This window comes from Burkholderia sp. Bp8963 (assembly GCF_003854275.1).
GTDB lineage: Bacteria > Pseudomonadota > Gammaproteobacteria > Burkholderiales > Burkholderiaceae > Burkholderia.
Genome location: NZ_QTQP01000015.1, coordinates 21,059 through 34,401 on the forward strand (window position 1 = coordinate 21,059; position 13,343 = coordinate 34,401).

Consider the following 13,343-nt stretch of genomic DNA (forward strand, 5'->3'; position numbering starts at 1 on the left):
GCGGCGAACGCCCTCGCGAACATGGAACAGATCGACTTCGGCACCTTCGAGCACCTCGGCTGGGAACGGGTCGCGCAGTCGTATCACGCGTACTTCGGCAAGCTGACCGTGCAATCGAGCAACGCGATGCTCGACGCACTCGCGGTGCAGCGCGACACGCAGTTTCTGGACGTCGCGTCGGGCCCCGGCTATCTGGCCGCTGCAGCAGCGAGTCGCGGCGCGAAGGTCGTCGGCGTCGATTTTTCGGCGACGATGGTTGCGCAGGCGAAACATCTACATCCCGATCTCGAATTCCGCGTCGGCGACGCGGAAAACCTGCCGTTTCCGGACGCGTGCTTCGACGCAGCCGGCATCGCGTTCGGCATGCTGCACTTTCCGCACCCCGAACGCGCACTCGAGCATGTGTTCCGCGTGCTGAAGCCCGGCGGCAGGATCGCCTTCAGCGTCTGGGCTTCACCGGACAGGGCGGTCGGATTCCGCATGGTCCTCGCCGCGGTCGCGGCGCACGGGACGATGGACGTTCCGTTGCCGCCCGGGCCGCCGTTCTTCCGCTTCAGCGATCCGGACGAATCGGCTCGCGCGTTGCTGGACGCCGGCTTCGTCGAGCCGCAGGTGCAGGAGATCGAACAGACGCTGATGCTGCGTGCGCCGGAGACCCCCTTTCATATGCTGATGCGGGGCGGCGTGCGGATGGCCGCGGTACTGAACGCCCAAACCCCCGATGCGCTGGCGCAGATCGAAAGTGCGGTCGCGCGCGACACGGAGCCTTACCGGAACGACGCCGGCGAGCTGTGCGTGCCGATGCCGTGCATCGTGGCATCGGCGCTCAAGCGCTAGCGCGCGCCGAGCGGACCCTGCCCCACCTTTGCGCGCCGACGCTCAGCCCCGCCCCTTCCACGGCACAACGCGCCGCTCGACCCAGCGCATCGCGAGATCGAACAGCCACGCGATCGCGCCGATGATCAGGATCCCCATCACGACGATGTCGGTGCGCAGGAAGCTCGACGCATTGAGCACCATCTGCCCGAGCCCGGCCGTCGCGGCGACCATCTCGGCCGCGACGAGCGTCGTCCAGCCGAAGCCGATCGCGATCCGCAGGCCCGTCAGGATCTCAGGCAGCGCGGCCGGCAACACGACGTGCCGGACGATCTGCGCGAAGCTGCCGCCGAGCGAATACGCGGCGTTGATCTGCTCGACCGTCGCGGCCCGCACGCCCGCGCGCGCCGCCATGGCGACCGGCGCGAAGCAGGCGAGGAAGATCACGACGAGCTTCGCGGTCTCGTCGATCCCGAACCAGATCACGACGAGCGGCAGGTACGCGAGCGGCGGCAGCGGCCGGTAGAACTCGAGCAGCGGATCGAGGATGCCGCGCGCGATGCGGCTCACGCCCATCAGGATCCCCGCCGGCACGCCGAGCGCGGTCGCCAGCACGAACGCGCCGAACACGCGCGCGGCGCTCCACAGCAGGTGTTCGGACAGCGGCAGGCCGCCCTGGATGCGGCCGTTCCACGCATCGACGAACGCCGCCCACACCGCTTCCGGCGCCGGCAGGAACAGCGGCGGCAACCATTGACGGTGCGTCGCCACCCACCACAGCGCGGCCAGCGCCGCGACCGTCGCCGCGCTCAGCACGCCCGTCTTCCCCTGCCCCGGCAGCCGGTAGCGGCGCGTCGCGCGCGCGAGCCGCACTGGCCGTGCAGCAGCATGCGGCTGCGCCGGGCGATCGTCCTGCTCGAAACCGGCGACCGCGCGATCGGCCGCCCACGAATCCTGCGTGCTCATGAAGTCCTGCCTCTGCAAAAAGCTGTTCCGACCGCGCCCGACGGACGCGCCCTGCCGCGCCCGCTCGCGGATCATGCGGCTTCCCCGACCGCTTCTGCGCGCGCTTCCCCGGCCGCCTCTCCGCCTGCCTCTCCGCCTGCCTCTCCGCCTGCCTCATCGCGATGCAGATACGCGATCAGCCGCTCCCGCCACGCGATGAATTCCGGCGACGACTTCACCGCGCGTGCGTCGCGCGAGTCGACATAGCGGCGCGCGAACGGCAGCTCGAACGTTTCGGCGATGCGGCCCGGCCCCGGTGTCATCACCACGAGCCGCGTTGCGAGAAACAGCGCCTCCTCGACGTCGTGCGTGATGAAGAACACCGTCTTGCCGGTGCGTGCCCATACGTCGAGCACGAGCGCCTGCATCGTGCCGCGCGTCATCGCGTCGAGCGCGCCCATCGGCTCGTCCATCAGCAGCACGCGCGGATCGCTCGCGAGTGCGCGCGCGATGCCGACGCGCTGCTGCATCCCGCCCGACAGCTCGTACACGCGCGCATGCACATAGCGCTCGAGCCCGACGAGCGCGAGCATCTCCCGCGCGCGCCGCGTGCGCTCGGCCTTCGGCACGTGCGCGAAGCGCAGCCCGAGCGCGACGTTGTCGAGCACGTCGAGCCACGGCAGCAGCGCGTACTTCTGGAACACGACGCCGCGATCCGCGCCGGGCCCCGTCACCGGCACGCCGTCGACCCGCACGTCGCCGGTCGTCGGCGCGACGAAGCCGGCCATGCAGTTCAGCAACGTCGTCTTGCCGCAGCCGGACGCGCCGAGCGCAACGACGAATTCCCCCGATTCGAGCGTCAGGTCGACCCGCGCGAGTGCCTGCGTCGTCGGACGCCCGCGCTCCCCCGGATAGGCGACCGACACCTGACGGACTTCGAGCGTGCTCATCGATTCCTCCGCGACAGGTCGCCGCTCAGCGCGCGGCCTTCTGCACGAACTGCGGATCGACGCCGACGGAATAGTCGGACAGCACCGTCTGGATCGTGCCCTGCGTTTTCAGGAACGCGGCCGTCGCCGCGAGCGACTTCGCGGCGCCCGCCTGCGCGCCGCCGCCGAGCCAGGTCGGCGACGCCTGCTCGGCCGGCGTCGGGAATGCATAGAGCGCGAGGCTCGCCGGCACATCCTGCGCGTTCGCGCCGGACACCTTCGCGACGGCCGCGACCTGCGGCGTGCCGACCTTCCATGCGTTCGCGTGCGCGCGGTAGTCGGCGTCGGCCGCCGCGAGCACCTTGACGAAGCGCGTGACGAACTCGGCGTTGTCGCGCGCGAACTTGCGGCTCACGACGAAGCCGTCGAACGTCGCCTTGCCGCTTTGCTTCGCGACCTGCCCCGACGTCGTCAGCACCGTGCCCGACTGCTTGACCTTCGCGAGCACCGGATCCCAGATGTAGGTCGCGTCGATGTCGCCGCGCGTCCATGCGGCCGCGACTTCGGGCGGACGCAGGTTGACGATCTTCACGTCGTTCGGATTGACACCCGCCGCCTGCAGCGCGACGAGCGTATGGAAGTGCGACGTCGACACGAACGGCACGCCGATCTTCCGGCCCTTCAGCGCGGCGACGCTCGTCACGCCCGAGCCGTTGCGCGCGACGAGCGCCTCGGCATCGTTGATGTTGTCGAGAATCCAGAACAGCGAGATGTCGAGCCCCTGCGACAGGCCGGCCGCGATCGGGCTCGAGCCCGCTTCGCCGAGCTGCACCGAGCCGGACGCGAGCGCGCGGATCACGTCGGCGCCGCTGTCGAGCTTGCGGAACGTCACCTTGTAGCCGGTCGCCTTCTCGACCTCGCCGCTCGCCTGCGCATAGCGCCACGGGACGACCATGTCCTGGTACGCGATCACGACTTCGCGCGATTCGGCATGCGCCGCGCCGAGCGCGGCAAAGGCGGTGAGCGCAACGACGGCGCGGCGGATGAGGCTGAAACGGGGCATGCGGCTCTCCTTCGGCATTCTGGCGATTCAACGGGAGAGCCGACTATAGGAGGTTTGCGCGCGGCGGGAGCGAACTTATCCTGCGAAGCTATCGATGCCGTTTCAGCTTTGCTTTCCATGCTGGAATGGATTGCGCGTCCGGTCGGGTGGCGATTGTCGTGCGTGGGCATGCGAGGTCGTTGCATGCGCCCGGAACTGACGACGCCACGATTCAAAGCCGCAACATTCGCCCGGTCCGGCCGTCGCCGGGCGCCCCGCCGACACGCCGGGAGCGGCATGTTCGCTGGCCCGGCCCGATAGTTGCATCACGCGGGAAGCTCGCGTCGCCATCGCGGGTGTCAGCCTGCAGGAGCAGCGAAACCGGAAGCGTGTGTCGTGACAAGTCCTCTTTGTGCCTCGCTGTGCGCCGATTTCGCGAATGCCGTGGGTCGGCCGGCTGCCGCGGCGTGGGTCGTCATTCTGTTGGCCTCGCCACTTCGCGCGAATGCGCAGGCGAGCCAGCATTCGTTCAGCCGGGTTTCTGCAAACGCGTACGGTACGGTTCTCGATCCATGCGGTGTGACCCAGACAGCCGTCACCATCTCGACCTTTGGCGTCAAAAGCCTCGAAGCGGCGCCAACCGCGACGGCTTCGGTCGTCGTCTACCGATTCGACAGCTGCAAACGCTCATCGGTGTTCGCTTACGGCTCGTCACGGCGATGCGACCTTTCGGTCGGGGCCGCCGGCGACGGACGATTGCCGGAATCCGTGAAGGTGTCGGGAAGGCTGCCGCTGAGCGTATTTACTTCGAGCGGCAACAGCAGAGACACCGCGACGTTCGAACTGACGTTTCATCTGGTCTACGCGCCCAACGCGCACCGCGACGAGCACCCTGGCGACGCGACGATCGACACGCCGAGCAAGGGCCTGTACGACTACAACATCGACGCAACCGGTGCGATGACGCTGCCCACGCTGGGGCTGCGGTCATTTCCGTTGCCGAATGGCCAAATGAAGTTTGAACGATAAAAAGCCCGCATCGCTGCGGGCTCTACCGGGTTCGTCCGACGACGAAGCGATGATGCTCAGGCGTTCAGACCACGCCCGCCCCATGCGCCTGCAGATCCGCGTGATAGCTCGACCGCACCATCGCGCCGACGGCCGCGTGCGTGAAGCCCATCTTGTACGCCTCTTCCTCGTACATCTTGAACGTATCCGGATGCACATACGCGCGCACCGGCAGGTGGTGCTCTGACGGCTGCAGGTACTGGCCGATCGTCAGCATGTCGACGTCGTGCGCGCGCAGGTCGCGCATCACCTGCAGGATTTCCTCTTCGGTCTCGCCGAGGCCGACCATCAGGCCCGACTTCGTCGCGACGTCCGGATGCAGCGCCTTGAAATCCTTCAGCAGCTTCAGCGAGTGCGCGTAGTCCGAGCCCGGGCGCGCTTCCTTGTACAGGCGCGGCACCGTTTCGAGATTGTGGTTCATCACGTCGGGCGGCGCGGCGTTCAGGATCGAGATCGCGCGGTCGAGACGGCCGCGGAAGTCCGGCGTCAGGATCTCGATGCGGGTCTCGGGCGACTGCTCGCGCACTTCGCGGATGCACTCGACGAAGTGGCCGGCGCCGCCATCGCGCAGGTCGTCGCGGTCGACGCTCGTGATCACCACGTACTTGAGCTTCAGCGCGGCGATCGTGCGCGCGAGGTTCTTCGGCTCGTCAGCGTCGAGCGGATCGGGACGGCCGTGGCCGACGTCGCAGAACGGGCAGCGGCGCGTGCACTTGTCGCCCATGATCATGAACGTCGCGGTACCCTTGCCGAAGCATTCGCCGATGTTCGGGCAGCTCGCTTCCTCGCACACGGTGTGCAGGTTGTGCTCGCGCAGGATCGTCTTGATCTCGGTGAAACGCGAGCTGCCGGTTGCCGCCTTCACGCGGATCCACTCCGGCTTCTTCAGCTTCTCGATCGGCACGACCTTGATCGGAATGCGCGCGGTCTTCGCCTGCGCCTTCTGCTTGGCGGTCGGATCGTAGGCGGGGCTCGACGAGGCCGGATCGGCCGGGGCGGGAGAAGCGGTAAGGTCAGTCATTCGATTGTTCCAGTGCCTGCGGCGCTTTCGCAGCCGCGGTTTGGCCGTCGAGGTTGGCGATCAGACGACGCACCAGCGTGTGCGCGACGTCGTTCCAGTCGGCTGCGACCTCGAGGCTCGCCATGTCGACGGTTTCCAGTCCGGCATAGCCGCACGGATTGATTGCGAGAAACGGGCGCAGATCCATCTTCACGTTCAGGCTCAGCCCGTGATAGCTGCAACCGTTGCGGATCTTCAGGCCGAGGGCCGCGATCTTCGCCCCCTCGTGCAGGCCGGACGCCACATAGATGCCCGGCGCACCCGCCTTGCGGACCGAAGCGAGATTATACGCCGCGAGGGTTTCGATCACGGCCTCCTCGATCCGCGACACCAGCGTGCGGACCATCAGCTTGCGCCGGCGCAAATCGAGCAGCAGGTACGCGACGATCTGGCCGGGGCCGTGATACGTGATCTGCCCGCCGCGGTCGACCTTGACGAGCGGGATGCCGCTGTCGGCGACCAGCAAGTGGGCCGGATCGCCCGCCTGGCCAAGCGTGTAGACGGGCGGATGCTCGACCAGCCAGATCTCGTCGGCGGTGTCCGCGGTGCGCGCATCGGTGAACGCGCGCATCGCGTCGAAGCTCGCGTCGTAAGGCTCCGCGCCGCGCCAGCGGATCGTGACCGGCTGGGCCGCAGTGGCGGCAGGCGAATCGGGGACGGCGGCAGGCGTAGACACGATGAAAACCGGCGAGACGGACATGGGCGGTAGTTTACCGAAATCCCATGGGTCTCGCCGGCATTGGAAAGGGACGGATCGATGGTCCGCCCGGCGCAACCGGCTCAGACGGTGCGCCAGCCGTCTTGGAGCAGCGCGAGCGCGCGGTCGCGCAGGCGCGCGAGGCCCGTCAGCGCGACTTCCTTCGGCGGCCGTGCGACCGAGAACGCGACGCACGCGCTCTGCCCGCCTTCCGCACTCAGCCACAGCCGCTCGCCGCGGCGCAGCTTCAGCGTTTCGCCGTCGATCAGGAAATAGTCTTCGACGTCGTTGCTGCGCGTCGCCCAGACCGGTCCGCACTGCACCGTCAGCCGGGTGCTGCGCTGCACCCTCATCGGGACGGTTTCGCCAGGGGGGATTTCAAACGTGATGCTTGAAGAAATTTCTTGCATGATCCGCTCCGCCAAAAAACGCTTCGATGGCTACAATCGTAGTCATCTCCAAGCGTCTGACCAAACGACCAATTTTCACGACGATGTGAGGAAAATTAGCAAATGGACTTGCGCCAGCTCCCCGCGCTGAACGCCATTCGCGCGTTCGAGGCCGCCGCCCGCCACGAGAATTTCTCGCGCGCCGCCGACGAACTGTTCGTCACGCACGGTGCCGTCAGCCACCAGGTACGTGCGCTCGAGGAAGAGCTCGGCGTGCCGCTCTTCACCCGCAACGGCAAGCGCCTGTGCCTGACCAACGCCGGGATCCGCTATGCGCAGCAGGTCCGCACCGCGCTGATGATGCTCGTCGAGGCGACGCGCGAAGTCCGCGCGAGCGACCGCGACCGGCGGCTCGTGATCTCGATGCTGTCGTCGTTCGCGGCGCGCTTCGTGACGCCGCGCATCGGCTCGTTCATCGAGCGGCATCCGGAGATCGACGTCGAGCTGCAGTCGACGAACGCCGTCACCGATTTCGCGCGCGACGACGTCGACCTCGCCATCCGCTTCGGCTTCGGCACCTACCCGGGGCTGTACGTGGAGCCGCTGCTCGACGAAATGTTCTTCCCGGCCTGCTCGCCAACGCTGAACGGCGGCAAGCTGCCGCAAACGCCTGCGGATCTCGTCCACTACAACCTGCTGCGCTCGGATGACGAGCTGTGGCGGCCGTGGTTCGACGCGGCGGGCCTCGACACGCTGACCGAGCCGAAGCGCGGGATCCTGTACCAGGATTCGTCGAACCTGCTGCAGGCGGCGATCGACGGCCAGGGCATCGCGCTCGTGCGGCGCTCGCTCGCGGTGCACGAACTGCGGCTGGGGCGCCTCGTGCGCCTGTTCGACATCGACGGGCCGAGCCCGTGGAACTATTTCTTCGTGTGTCCGCCGCCGCTGTTGAGCGCGCCGCGCGTGCAGGCGTTCAGGACGTGGATCCTGCAGGAAGTCGCCGAATTCCGACTGCTGTGCGACGAACTGGACGCGCGTCGCGCGGCGGAGAAATCCGCCGCCGCGTGAGCGCAATGGGAAGGGAGGGGGTCAGAGCACGACCTTGACCATCGGATGGCCGGTCAGCGCACGGTAGATGTTGTCGAGCTGCTCCTGGCTCGTCGCGCGCACGGTGATCGTCAGGCCCGTGTAGTTGCCGCCGCTCGACGCGCGCTCCTCGATCTTCTCGAGGTCGATTTCGTTGTCGTGGACGCTCACGACCTTGAAGATCGTGTCCTTGAACTCCGGGTGCGCACGGCCCATGATCTTGATCGGGAAATCGCACGGGAACTCCAGCAGCGATTCCTTCCGGGTATCGATCGCGCCGGTCAGCTCGACGGTTTTGGACGGTTCGCTCATCACTTTCTCCGGGTTAGGTCAAACTGTTCAAACTCGCGCGCCTTCGCGCGCTGGTACGCTTCATACAACGCCGCGAATACCGGGCCGGGCTTGCCGCCATTCACCGGCAGGTCGTCGAGCGACGTGACGGGCAGCACTTCCTTCGTCGCCGACGTGATCATGATCTCGTCGGCCGCGCGCAGCTCCACTTCGCTGATTTCGCGCGCGACGAACGGGATGTTGCATTCGTCGGCCAGCTCCTCGAGCAGCGCGTAGCGGATCCCCTCGAGGATCCTGTTGCTGCGCGGCGGCGCGAGCAGCTCGCCGTTCTTCACGATCCACACGTTCGACGACGAGCCTTCGGTCAGGTAGCCGTCGCGCAGCTGCAGCGTCTCGAACGCGTCGTGCTCGACCGCGTGCTGCGCCATCAGCACGTTGCCGAGCAGCGACGTCGACTTGATGTCGCAATGCAGCCAGCGCCGGTCCTCGGCGGTCACGCAGCGCACGCCGTTCGCGCGCTCTTCCGCGGACGGCACGCGCAGCGGGCTCGTCATCGCGAAGACCGTCGGCACCGCGCCGGCCGGGAACGCGTGGCCGCGCTTCGCGACACCGCGCGTCACCTGAATATAGACGAGCGCGTCGCCCGCGCCGAGGCCATCGGCGTTCGCCGCGACCACGCGCTCGATCAGCGCTCGCCAGCCCGCGTCGTCGTGCGGGCTGGCAATGCCGATCTTCTTCAGGCTGCGCTCGAGCCGCGCAAGATGCTGCGCGATCCGGAACGGCACGTGCGCGCCGTCGTGCGCGTAGACGGGGACGACCTCATACACGCCGTCGCCGAAAATGAACCCGCGGTCGAGCACCGGGATACGGGCTTGCGACAGCGGCACCAGTTCTTCCTGCGACGAGACGCTCAGGTAGACGATCGGTTCGAATTCGGCTTGGCTCATGGCGATACCAGATGGGGATGAAGTCGTCGAAACAAAGGCCAGCGCCTGTTTCCGCTTACTTCTTCTTGCTGAACATCAGCAGGATCGAGTCCCAGATACGGCCGAAGATACCCGCTTCCGGCACCGCCTGCAGCGCGACGACCGGGAACTGCGACAGCGTCTTGCCGTCGGCGACGATCTTCACGGTGCCGACCTGCTGGCCTTGCGCGAGCGGCGCGATCAGCGGCGCGTTCACCTCGACTTCCGGCTTGACCTTGTCGCCGAGGCCGCGCGGCACCGTCACCCACTGGTCGGCCTGCACGCCGACCTGCACGGCGTTCTCCTTGCCCTTGTAGATGCGCGGCGTCGAGATCGCCTGGCCGCCCTTGAACAGGCGCACCGCATCGAACGCGCTGTAGCCGTAGTTCAGCATCTTCATGCTGTCCTGCGTGCGATCGCTTTCCTTCGTCTCGCCCATCATCACCGACACCAGGCGGCGCGGCGCATCCGCCGAGCCCGGCATCGTCCGCTTCGCCGACGAGATCAGGCAGTAGCCCGCCGCCTGCGTATGGCCCGTCTTCAGGCCGTCGACCGACGGGTCGAGCCACAGCAGGCGGTTGCGGTTGCCCTGGCGGATGTTGTTGTACTTGAATTCCTTCTCCGAGAAGATGCTGTAGTACTGCGGAAAATCGCGGATCAGGTGCGCGGACAGCGTCGCGAGGTCGCCGGCCGTCGTGTAGTGGTTCGGGTCGGGCATGCCGTTCACGTCGGCGAAGTGCGTGCCCTTCATGCCGAGGCGCTTGACCTCGTCGTTCATCATGTTGACGAACTGCCCTTCGCTGCCGCCGACGAGTTCGGCGAGCGCGATCGCGGCGTCGTTGCCCGACTGGATGATCATCCCGTACACGAGGTCGTGCACCGACACGGGCTTCTCCGCTTCGATGAACATCCGCGACTCGTCCGTGCGGACGCGGCGCACAGCCACGCTCGGCGTGACGATCTGCTCCATCGAGATCTTCTTCTTGTCGAGCGCCTCGAACACGAGGTAGGCCGTCATCAGCTTCGTCAGCGACGCCGGCTCGACACGCTCGTCCGCATTGCCCGACGCGAGCACCGTGTTGCTCGTCGCGTCGACGAGCACCCACGAGCGCGCGTTGACGCCCGGCGGCGGCACCGCGCCCGGCATGTAGGTCGCGGGTGCGCCAGTCGCTTCGGGCGCGGCGGCCGGCGCCGCATGCGCGGCCTTGGCCTTGGCGGCCGGCTTCGCCTCGGCGGCGACGATCGTCGACGCGAGCGCGACGGGCAGCATCACGCCGAGCGCGACGTTGCGCGCGGCGGCGCTGAAGGCAGTGGAGGATGCGAGGGACTTGAGGCCTTGGGGAGACAAACGCATGATCGATTCAGGCTGATGGCAGAAAGTGCGGCGCGGGACGCGCACGGTTGAATGGCAAGGCGGCGGGCGTTCCGGCCATGCGCCTGACCGTCAGGCGATGCGAAACGCGCCGGTTGGACTCGTGCGGACGCGTTCGGTTCGCGGCCCGCGCGGCGTGTGCGCGCGAGCGGCCAACCGAGCGCCGCATGGGCCCGGCCGGGCCGCGGGCGACGCGAAATGCGGCCATTATACGTGGCCGCGGCAGGCGTTTTCGTGAACGCGGCGCCGCGCCGTTGCATGCCGGCGACGCGAGGATAGCGTGGCCAGGATGCGCAGGACGACTATCGAAGGAACGCGAAAGGCGCGTGCAGGCGACGTGCAAGTCGCCACGCGGCGGAACGCGAAATGGGGAGCGAGCGGACCGGTGCGACGCCGGTGCGCACGCGGCCGGACTGCGCGCCGTCGCGCCGCGCCGGCACTTGGGCTAGCGCCACGCGTCGATCACGATGCGCTTCAGCACATGCAGCTTGCGGTGGAAGAAATGCTCGGCGCCGGGAATCACGACGACTGGCAGTTCCTGCGGCCGCGCCCAGTCGTAGACGGACGCGATCGGCACCGTGTCGTCGGTCTCGCCGTGGATCACGAGCGTGTTGTCTGGCACGTCGGCAACCTGCCAGCGGCTCGCGGCCGTGCCGACGAACACCATCCGCTCGATCGCCTGCCCCGCGTCGCGCAGCCGCTTCGCGACATGCGACAGCACGAAGGTGCCGAACGAGAAGCCGGCCAGCACGAGCGGCAGGTCCGCATAGGCCGGCTGCGCGCGCATGTGCGCGAGCACCGCGAGCAGGTCGTCGGCCTCGCCCGCACCGTTGTCGTGCGCGCCTTCGGTCGCGCCGACGCCGCGGAAGTTCGACCGGTACACGACGTAGTTGAGCTGCACGAGCGTGCGCGCGAGCGTCTGCGCGACCTTGTTGTCCATCGTGCCGCCGAACAGCGGGTGCGGATGCGCGACGAGCGCGATGCCGCGCGGCGCGATGCTGCCGTCGCGCACCGCGTCCGGCAGGTCGACGGCGATCTCGATCTGCCCGACGGGGCCGGCGATCAGCGATTTCTGCGTATGTACGTTCATTCGGGCCGGCTCGCTCAGATCTTCAGGCGCTCGACGACCTTGCCGTCGCGCAGGTGCGATTCGACGATCTCGTCGATGTCCGCACGATCGACGTACGTGTACCAGGTGCCTTCCGGATAGACGACCATCACGGGCCCCTCCTCGCAGCGGTCGAGGCAGCCGGCCTTGTTGATGCGGACCTTGCCGGGCCCCGCGAGGCCGAGCTCCTTCACGCGCTTTTTCGCGTATTCCTGCATGGTCTGCGCATCGCATTGCGCGCAGCTCGGGCGCTCGGCGCCAGGCTCGCGCTGGTTCAGGCAGAAGAAGACGTGGTGCTGGTAGTAGGAATCCATGATCGGTGACGGCAGGCGGCCCGGCGGCGATGCCGGACCGGCAGTGGCAGGTGAATGGTGCGGACGATTATAGCGAGCGACGCGCGCGGCTGCCCGTCAGCGGCGCGGCGCGACCGGCAGCCACGCGCGCTCGACGCGCAGCCCGAGCCAGATCAGCGCCGCATAGGGCCAGATCCATGCGAGCCAGCGCGCGAGGCTGTTGAAGTGCACGTAGCGGCCCTGCCGCCAGCCCGACAGCGTGAAGTCGAAGAACGGATTGACGGGCAGCAGGTTGACGAGCGCGACGCCGGCGACGAGTGCGGCGGCGGCCAGCGCCGCCCGCCACGTGCCGGGCACGTGGAGCGCGACGAGCGCGGCCGCGAAGCCGAGCTCGATGCCGAGCCGCGCGCCGGGCGTCGCCCACATGACGACGAGGCCGGTCGTCGACTGCATGTAGGTCGCGCCGGCCTTCAGCACGAGCGTCGCGACGACGAGCGCGATCAGCAGCCGCACGCGCGGCGCGCGCGGCCGCATCGCGAGCGACGCGATCGCGAGCGCGGCGAACAGCATCAGCCCGCCGAGCGCGGCCTCCCACGCGGAGTCGGACAGCCAGCCGTCGACGCGCTGCGGCCAGTCCGTCACGCGCCACGCGGCCGGCAGCCACGCGAGCAGCGCGTCCTGCATCGACGCGTCCGCGCGCTCCCACAGTTCGGCCGGCCAGTCGCCGATGCCGAACAGGAACGGTGAAGGAAAGAGGATCGCGAACGGCCACAGCGCGGCGAGTAGCAGCGGCGTCGCGCCGTCCGGCTCGAACCACGCGAAGCGCAGCCGCCGCAGCGCGCCGCGATCGAGCAGCGCGCCGGTTGCCGGTGCGACGAGCGCCGCGCCGAGCAACGCACCGAGCGCATTGGCCGCGAGATCGAGATTCGACGCGACGCGCGTCGGCAGATAGGTCTGCAGCGCCTCCATCGACCCCGACAGCAGCATGCCGAGCGCGCCCGCGATCAGCGTCGCGCCGACGCCGCGCCAGCGCGGATGCAGCGCGAGCACCGCGAGGCCGCCGAACGGCATGTAGCCGAGCACGTTCGTGACGACGTCGAACGCAGTCACGTAGCGCTGCATCGGCGCGAACAGGTAGTCGAACGGGCCGATGCCGAGCGCGGTCCAGCCCTCGAACGGATACAGCGACGCGTACACGACGAGCGCCGCATACGCACCGAACGCCTGCCGCGCGAGCGACGACGCGCGGGGCGAGCCGGACACGCTCATCGCGGACGCGGCC

General features: G+C 68.3%; 14 protein-coding genes and 1 pseudogene. 3 read left to right on the forward strand and 12 right to left on the reverse strand.

What is annotated here, in order from left to right; translation table 11 throughout:
- Positions 1–18 precede the first annotated feature (18 nt).
- A pseudogene (locus DID96_RS14825) lies at positions 19–837 on the forward strand (class I SAM-dependent methyltransferase); the annotation flags it as partial.
- A 42-nt stretch (positions 838–879) separates the two neighbouring features.
- On the opposite strand, the gene DID96_RS14830 reads toward DID96_RS14825, so the two are convergent.
- Genes DID96_RS14830 through tauA form a run of 3 tightly spaced genes read right to left on the reverse strand, consistent with a single transcriptional unit; the run spans position 880 to position 3,753 of the window.
- Complete coding sequence (locus tag DID96_RS14830) at positions 880–1,854, reverse strand: ABC transporter permease subunit (RefSeq protein ID WP_124600169.1); 975 nt, start codon at positions 1,852–1,854, stop codon at positions 880–882.
- Positions 1,854–2,711: a taurine ABC transporter ATP-binding protein gene (locus DID96_RS14835; RefSeq protein WP_124600052.1), complete on the reverse strand. Its 858-nt coding sequence runs from the start codon at positions 2,709–2,711 to the stop codon at positions 1,854–1,856. The genes DID96_RS14830 and DID96_RS14835 overlap by 1 nt, the downstream gene beginning before the upstream one ends.
- Positions 2,712–2,736: 25 nt before the next feature.
- Positions 2,737–3,753 carry a taurine ABC transporter substrate-binding protein gene (tauA, locus tag DID96_RS14840; protein ID WP_124600053.1) on the reverse strand — a complete coding sequence of 339 codons (1,017 nt, stop codon included), beginning with the start codon at positions 3,751–3,753 and terminating at the stop codon, positions 2,737–2,739.
- 375 nt (positions 3,754–4,128) lie between these two features.
- Here tauA and DID96_RS14845 point away from each other — a divergent pair, with 375 nt between their 5' ends.
- Positions 4,129–4,761 (forward strand): hypothetical protein, encoded by a 633-nt coding sequence (locus DID96_RS14845; protein WP_124600054.1) that lies wholly within the window; start codon positions 4,129–4,131, stop codon positions 4,759–4,761.
- 64 nt (positions 4,762–4,825) lie between these two features.
- On the opposite strand, the gene lipA is transcribed toward DID96_RS14845, so the two are convergent.
- From lipA to DID96_RS14860, 3 genes are all read right to left on the reverse strand, one after another.
- The gene (lipA, locus tag DID96_RS14850; RefSeq protein WP_124600055.1) at positions 4,826–5,821 is read right to left on the reverse strand and encodes a lipoyl synthase; all 996 of its coding nucleotides are present in this window, start codon (positions 5,819–5,821) and stop codon (positions 4,826–4,828) included.
- Positions 5,814–6,560: a lipoyl(octanoyl) transferase LipB gene (lipB, locus tag DID96_RS14855; RefSeq protein WP_124600056.1), complete on the reverse strand. Its 747-nt coding sequence runs from the start codon at positions 6,558–6,560 to the stop codon at positions 5,814–5,816. Before lipB ends, lipA begins: the two co-directional genes overlap by 8 nt.
- An 80-nt stretch (positions 6,561–6,640) precedes the next feature.
- The gene (locus tag DID96_RS14860) at positions 6,641–6,967 is read right to left on the reverse strand and encodes a DUF2917 domain-containing protein (protein ID WP_124600057.1); all 327 of its coding nucleotides are present in this window, start codon (positions 6,965–6,967) and stop codon (positions 6,641–6,643) included.
- Positions 6,968–7,069: 102 nt separating this feature from the next.
- Here DID96_RS14860 and DID96_RS14865 point away from each other — a divergent pair, with 102 nt between their 5' ends.
- A complete protein-coding gene (locus DID96_RS14865; RefSeq protein WP_124600058.1) occupies positions 7,070–8,014 on the forward strand; it encodes a transcriptional regulator GcvA in 945 nt (314 codons plus the stop codon).
- 21 nt (positions 8,015–8,035) lie between these two features.
- On the opposite strand, the gene DID96_RS14870 is transcribed toward DID96_RS14865, so the two are convergent.
- The 6 genes from DID96_RS14870 to DID96_RS14895 form a co-directional block, all read right to left on the reverse strand.
- The gene (locus DID96_RS14870; protein WP_059926184.1) at positions 8,036–8,344 is read right to left on the reverse strand and encodes a YbeD family protein; all 309 of its coding nucleotides are present in this window, start codon (positions 8,342–8,344) and stop codon (positions 8,036–8,038) included.
- Positions 8,344–9,270, reverse strand: a complete 927-nt coding sequence (locus tag DID96_RS14875) for a D-amino acid aminotransferase (RefSeq protein WP_124600059.1) — start codon at positions 9,268–9,270, stop codon at positions 8,344–8,346. The genes DID96_RS14870 and DID96_RS14875 overlap by 1 nt, the downstream gene beginning before the upstream one ends.
- Before the next feature lie 55 nt (positions 9,271–9,325).
- Positions 9,326–10,642: a D-alanyl-D-alanine carboxypeptidase family protein gene (locus DID96_RS14880; protein WP_124600060.1), complete on the reverse strand. Its 1,317-nt coding sequence runs from the start codon at positions 10,640–10,642 to the stop codon at positions 9,326–9,328.
- Between the two features lie 463 nt (positions 10,643–11,105).
- Positions 11,106–11,750 carry an alpha/beta hydrolase gene (locus DID96_RS14885; RefSeq protein ID WP_124600061.1) on the reverse strand — a complete coding sequence of 215 codons (645 nt, stop codon included), beginning with the start codon at positions 11,748–11,750 and terminating at the stop codon, positions 11,106–11,108.
- Positions 11,751–11,764: 14 nt separating this feature from the next.
- Complete coding sequence (locus tag DID96_RS14890) at positions 11,765–12,082, reverse strand: ferredoxin (RefSeq protein ID WP_034208488.1); 318 nt, start codon at positions 12,080–12,082, stop codon at positions 11,765–11,767.
- Between the two features lie 96 nt (positions 12,083–12,178).
- Positions 12,179–13,330 carry a VanZ family protein gene (locus tag DID96_RS14895; RefSeq protein ID WP_124600062.1) on the reverse strand — a complete coding sequence of 384 codons (1,152 nt, stop codon included), beginning with the start codon at positions 13,328–13,330 and terminating at the stop codon, positions 12,179–12,181.
- Positions 13,331–13,343: the final 13 nt, after the last annotated feature.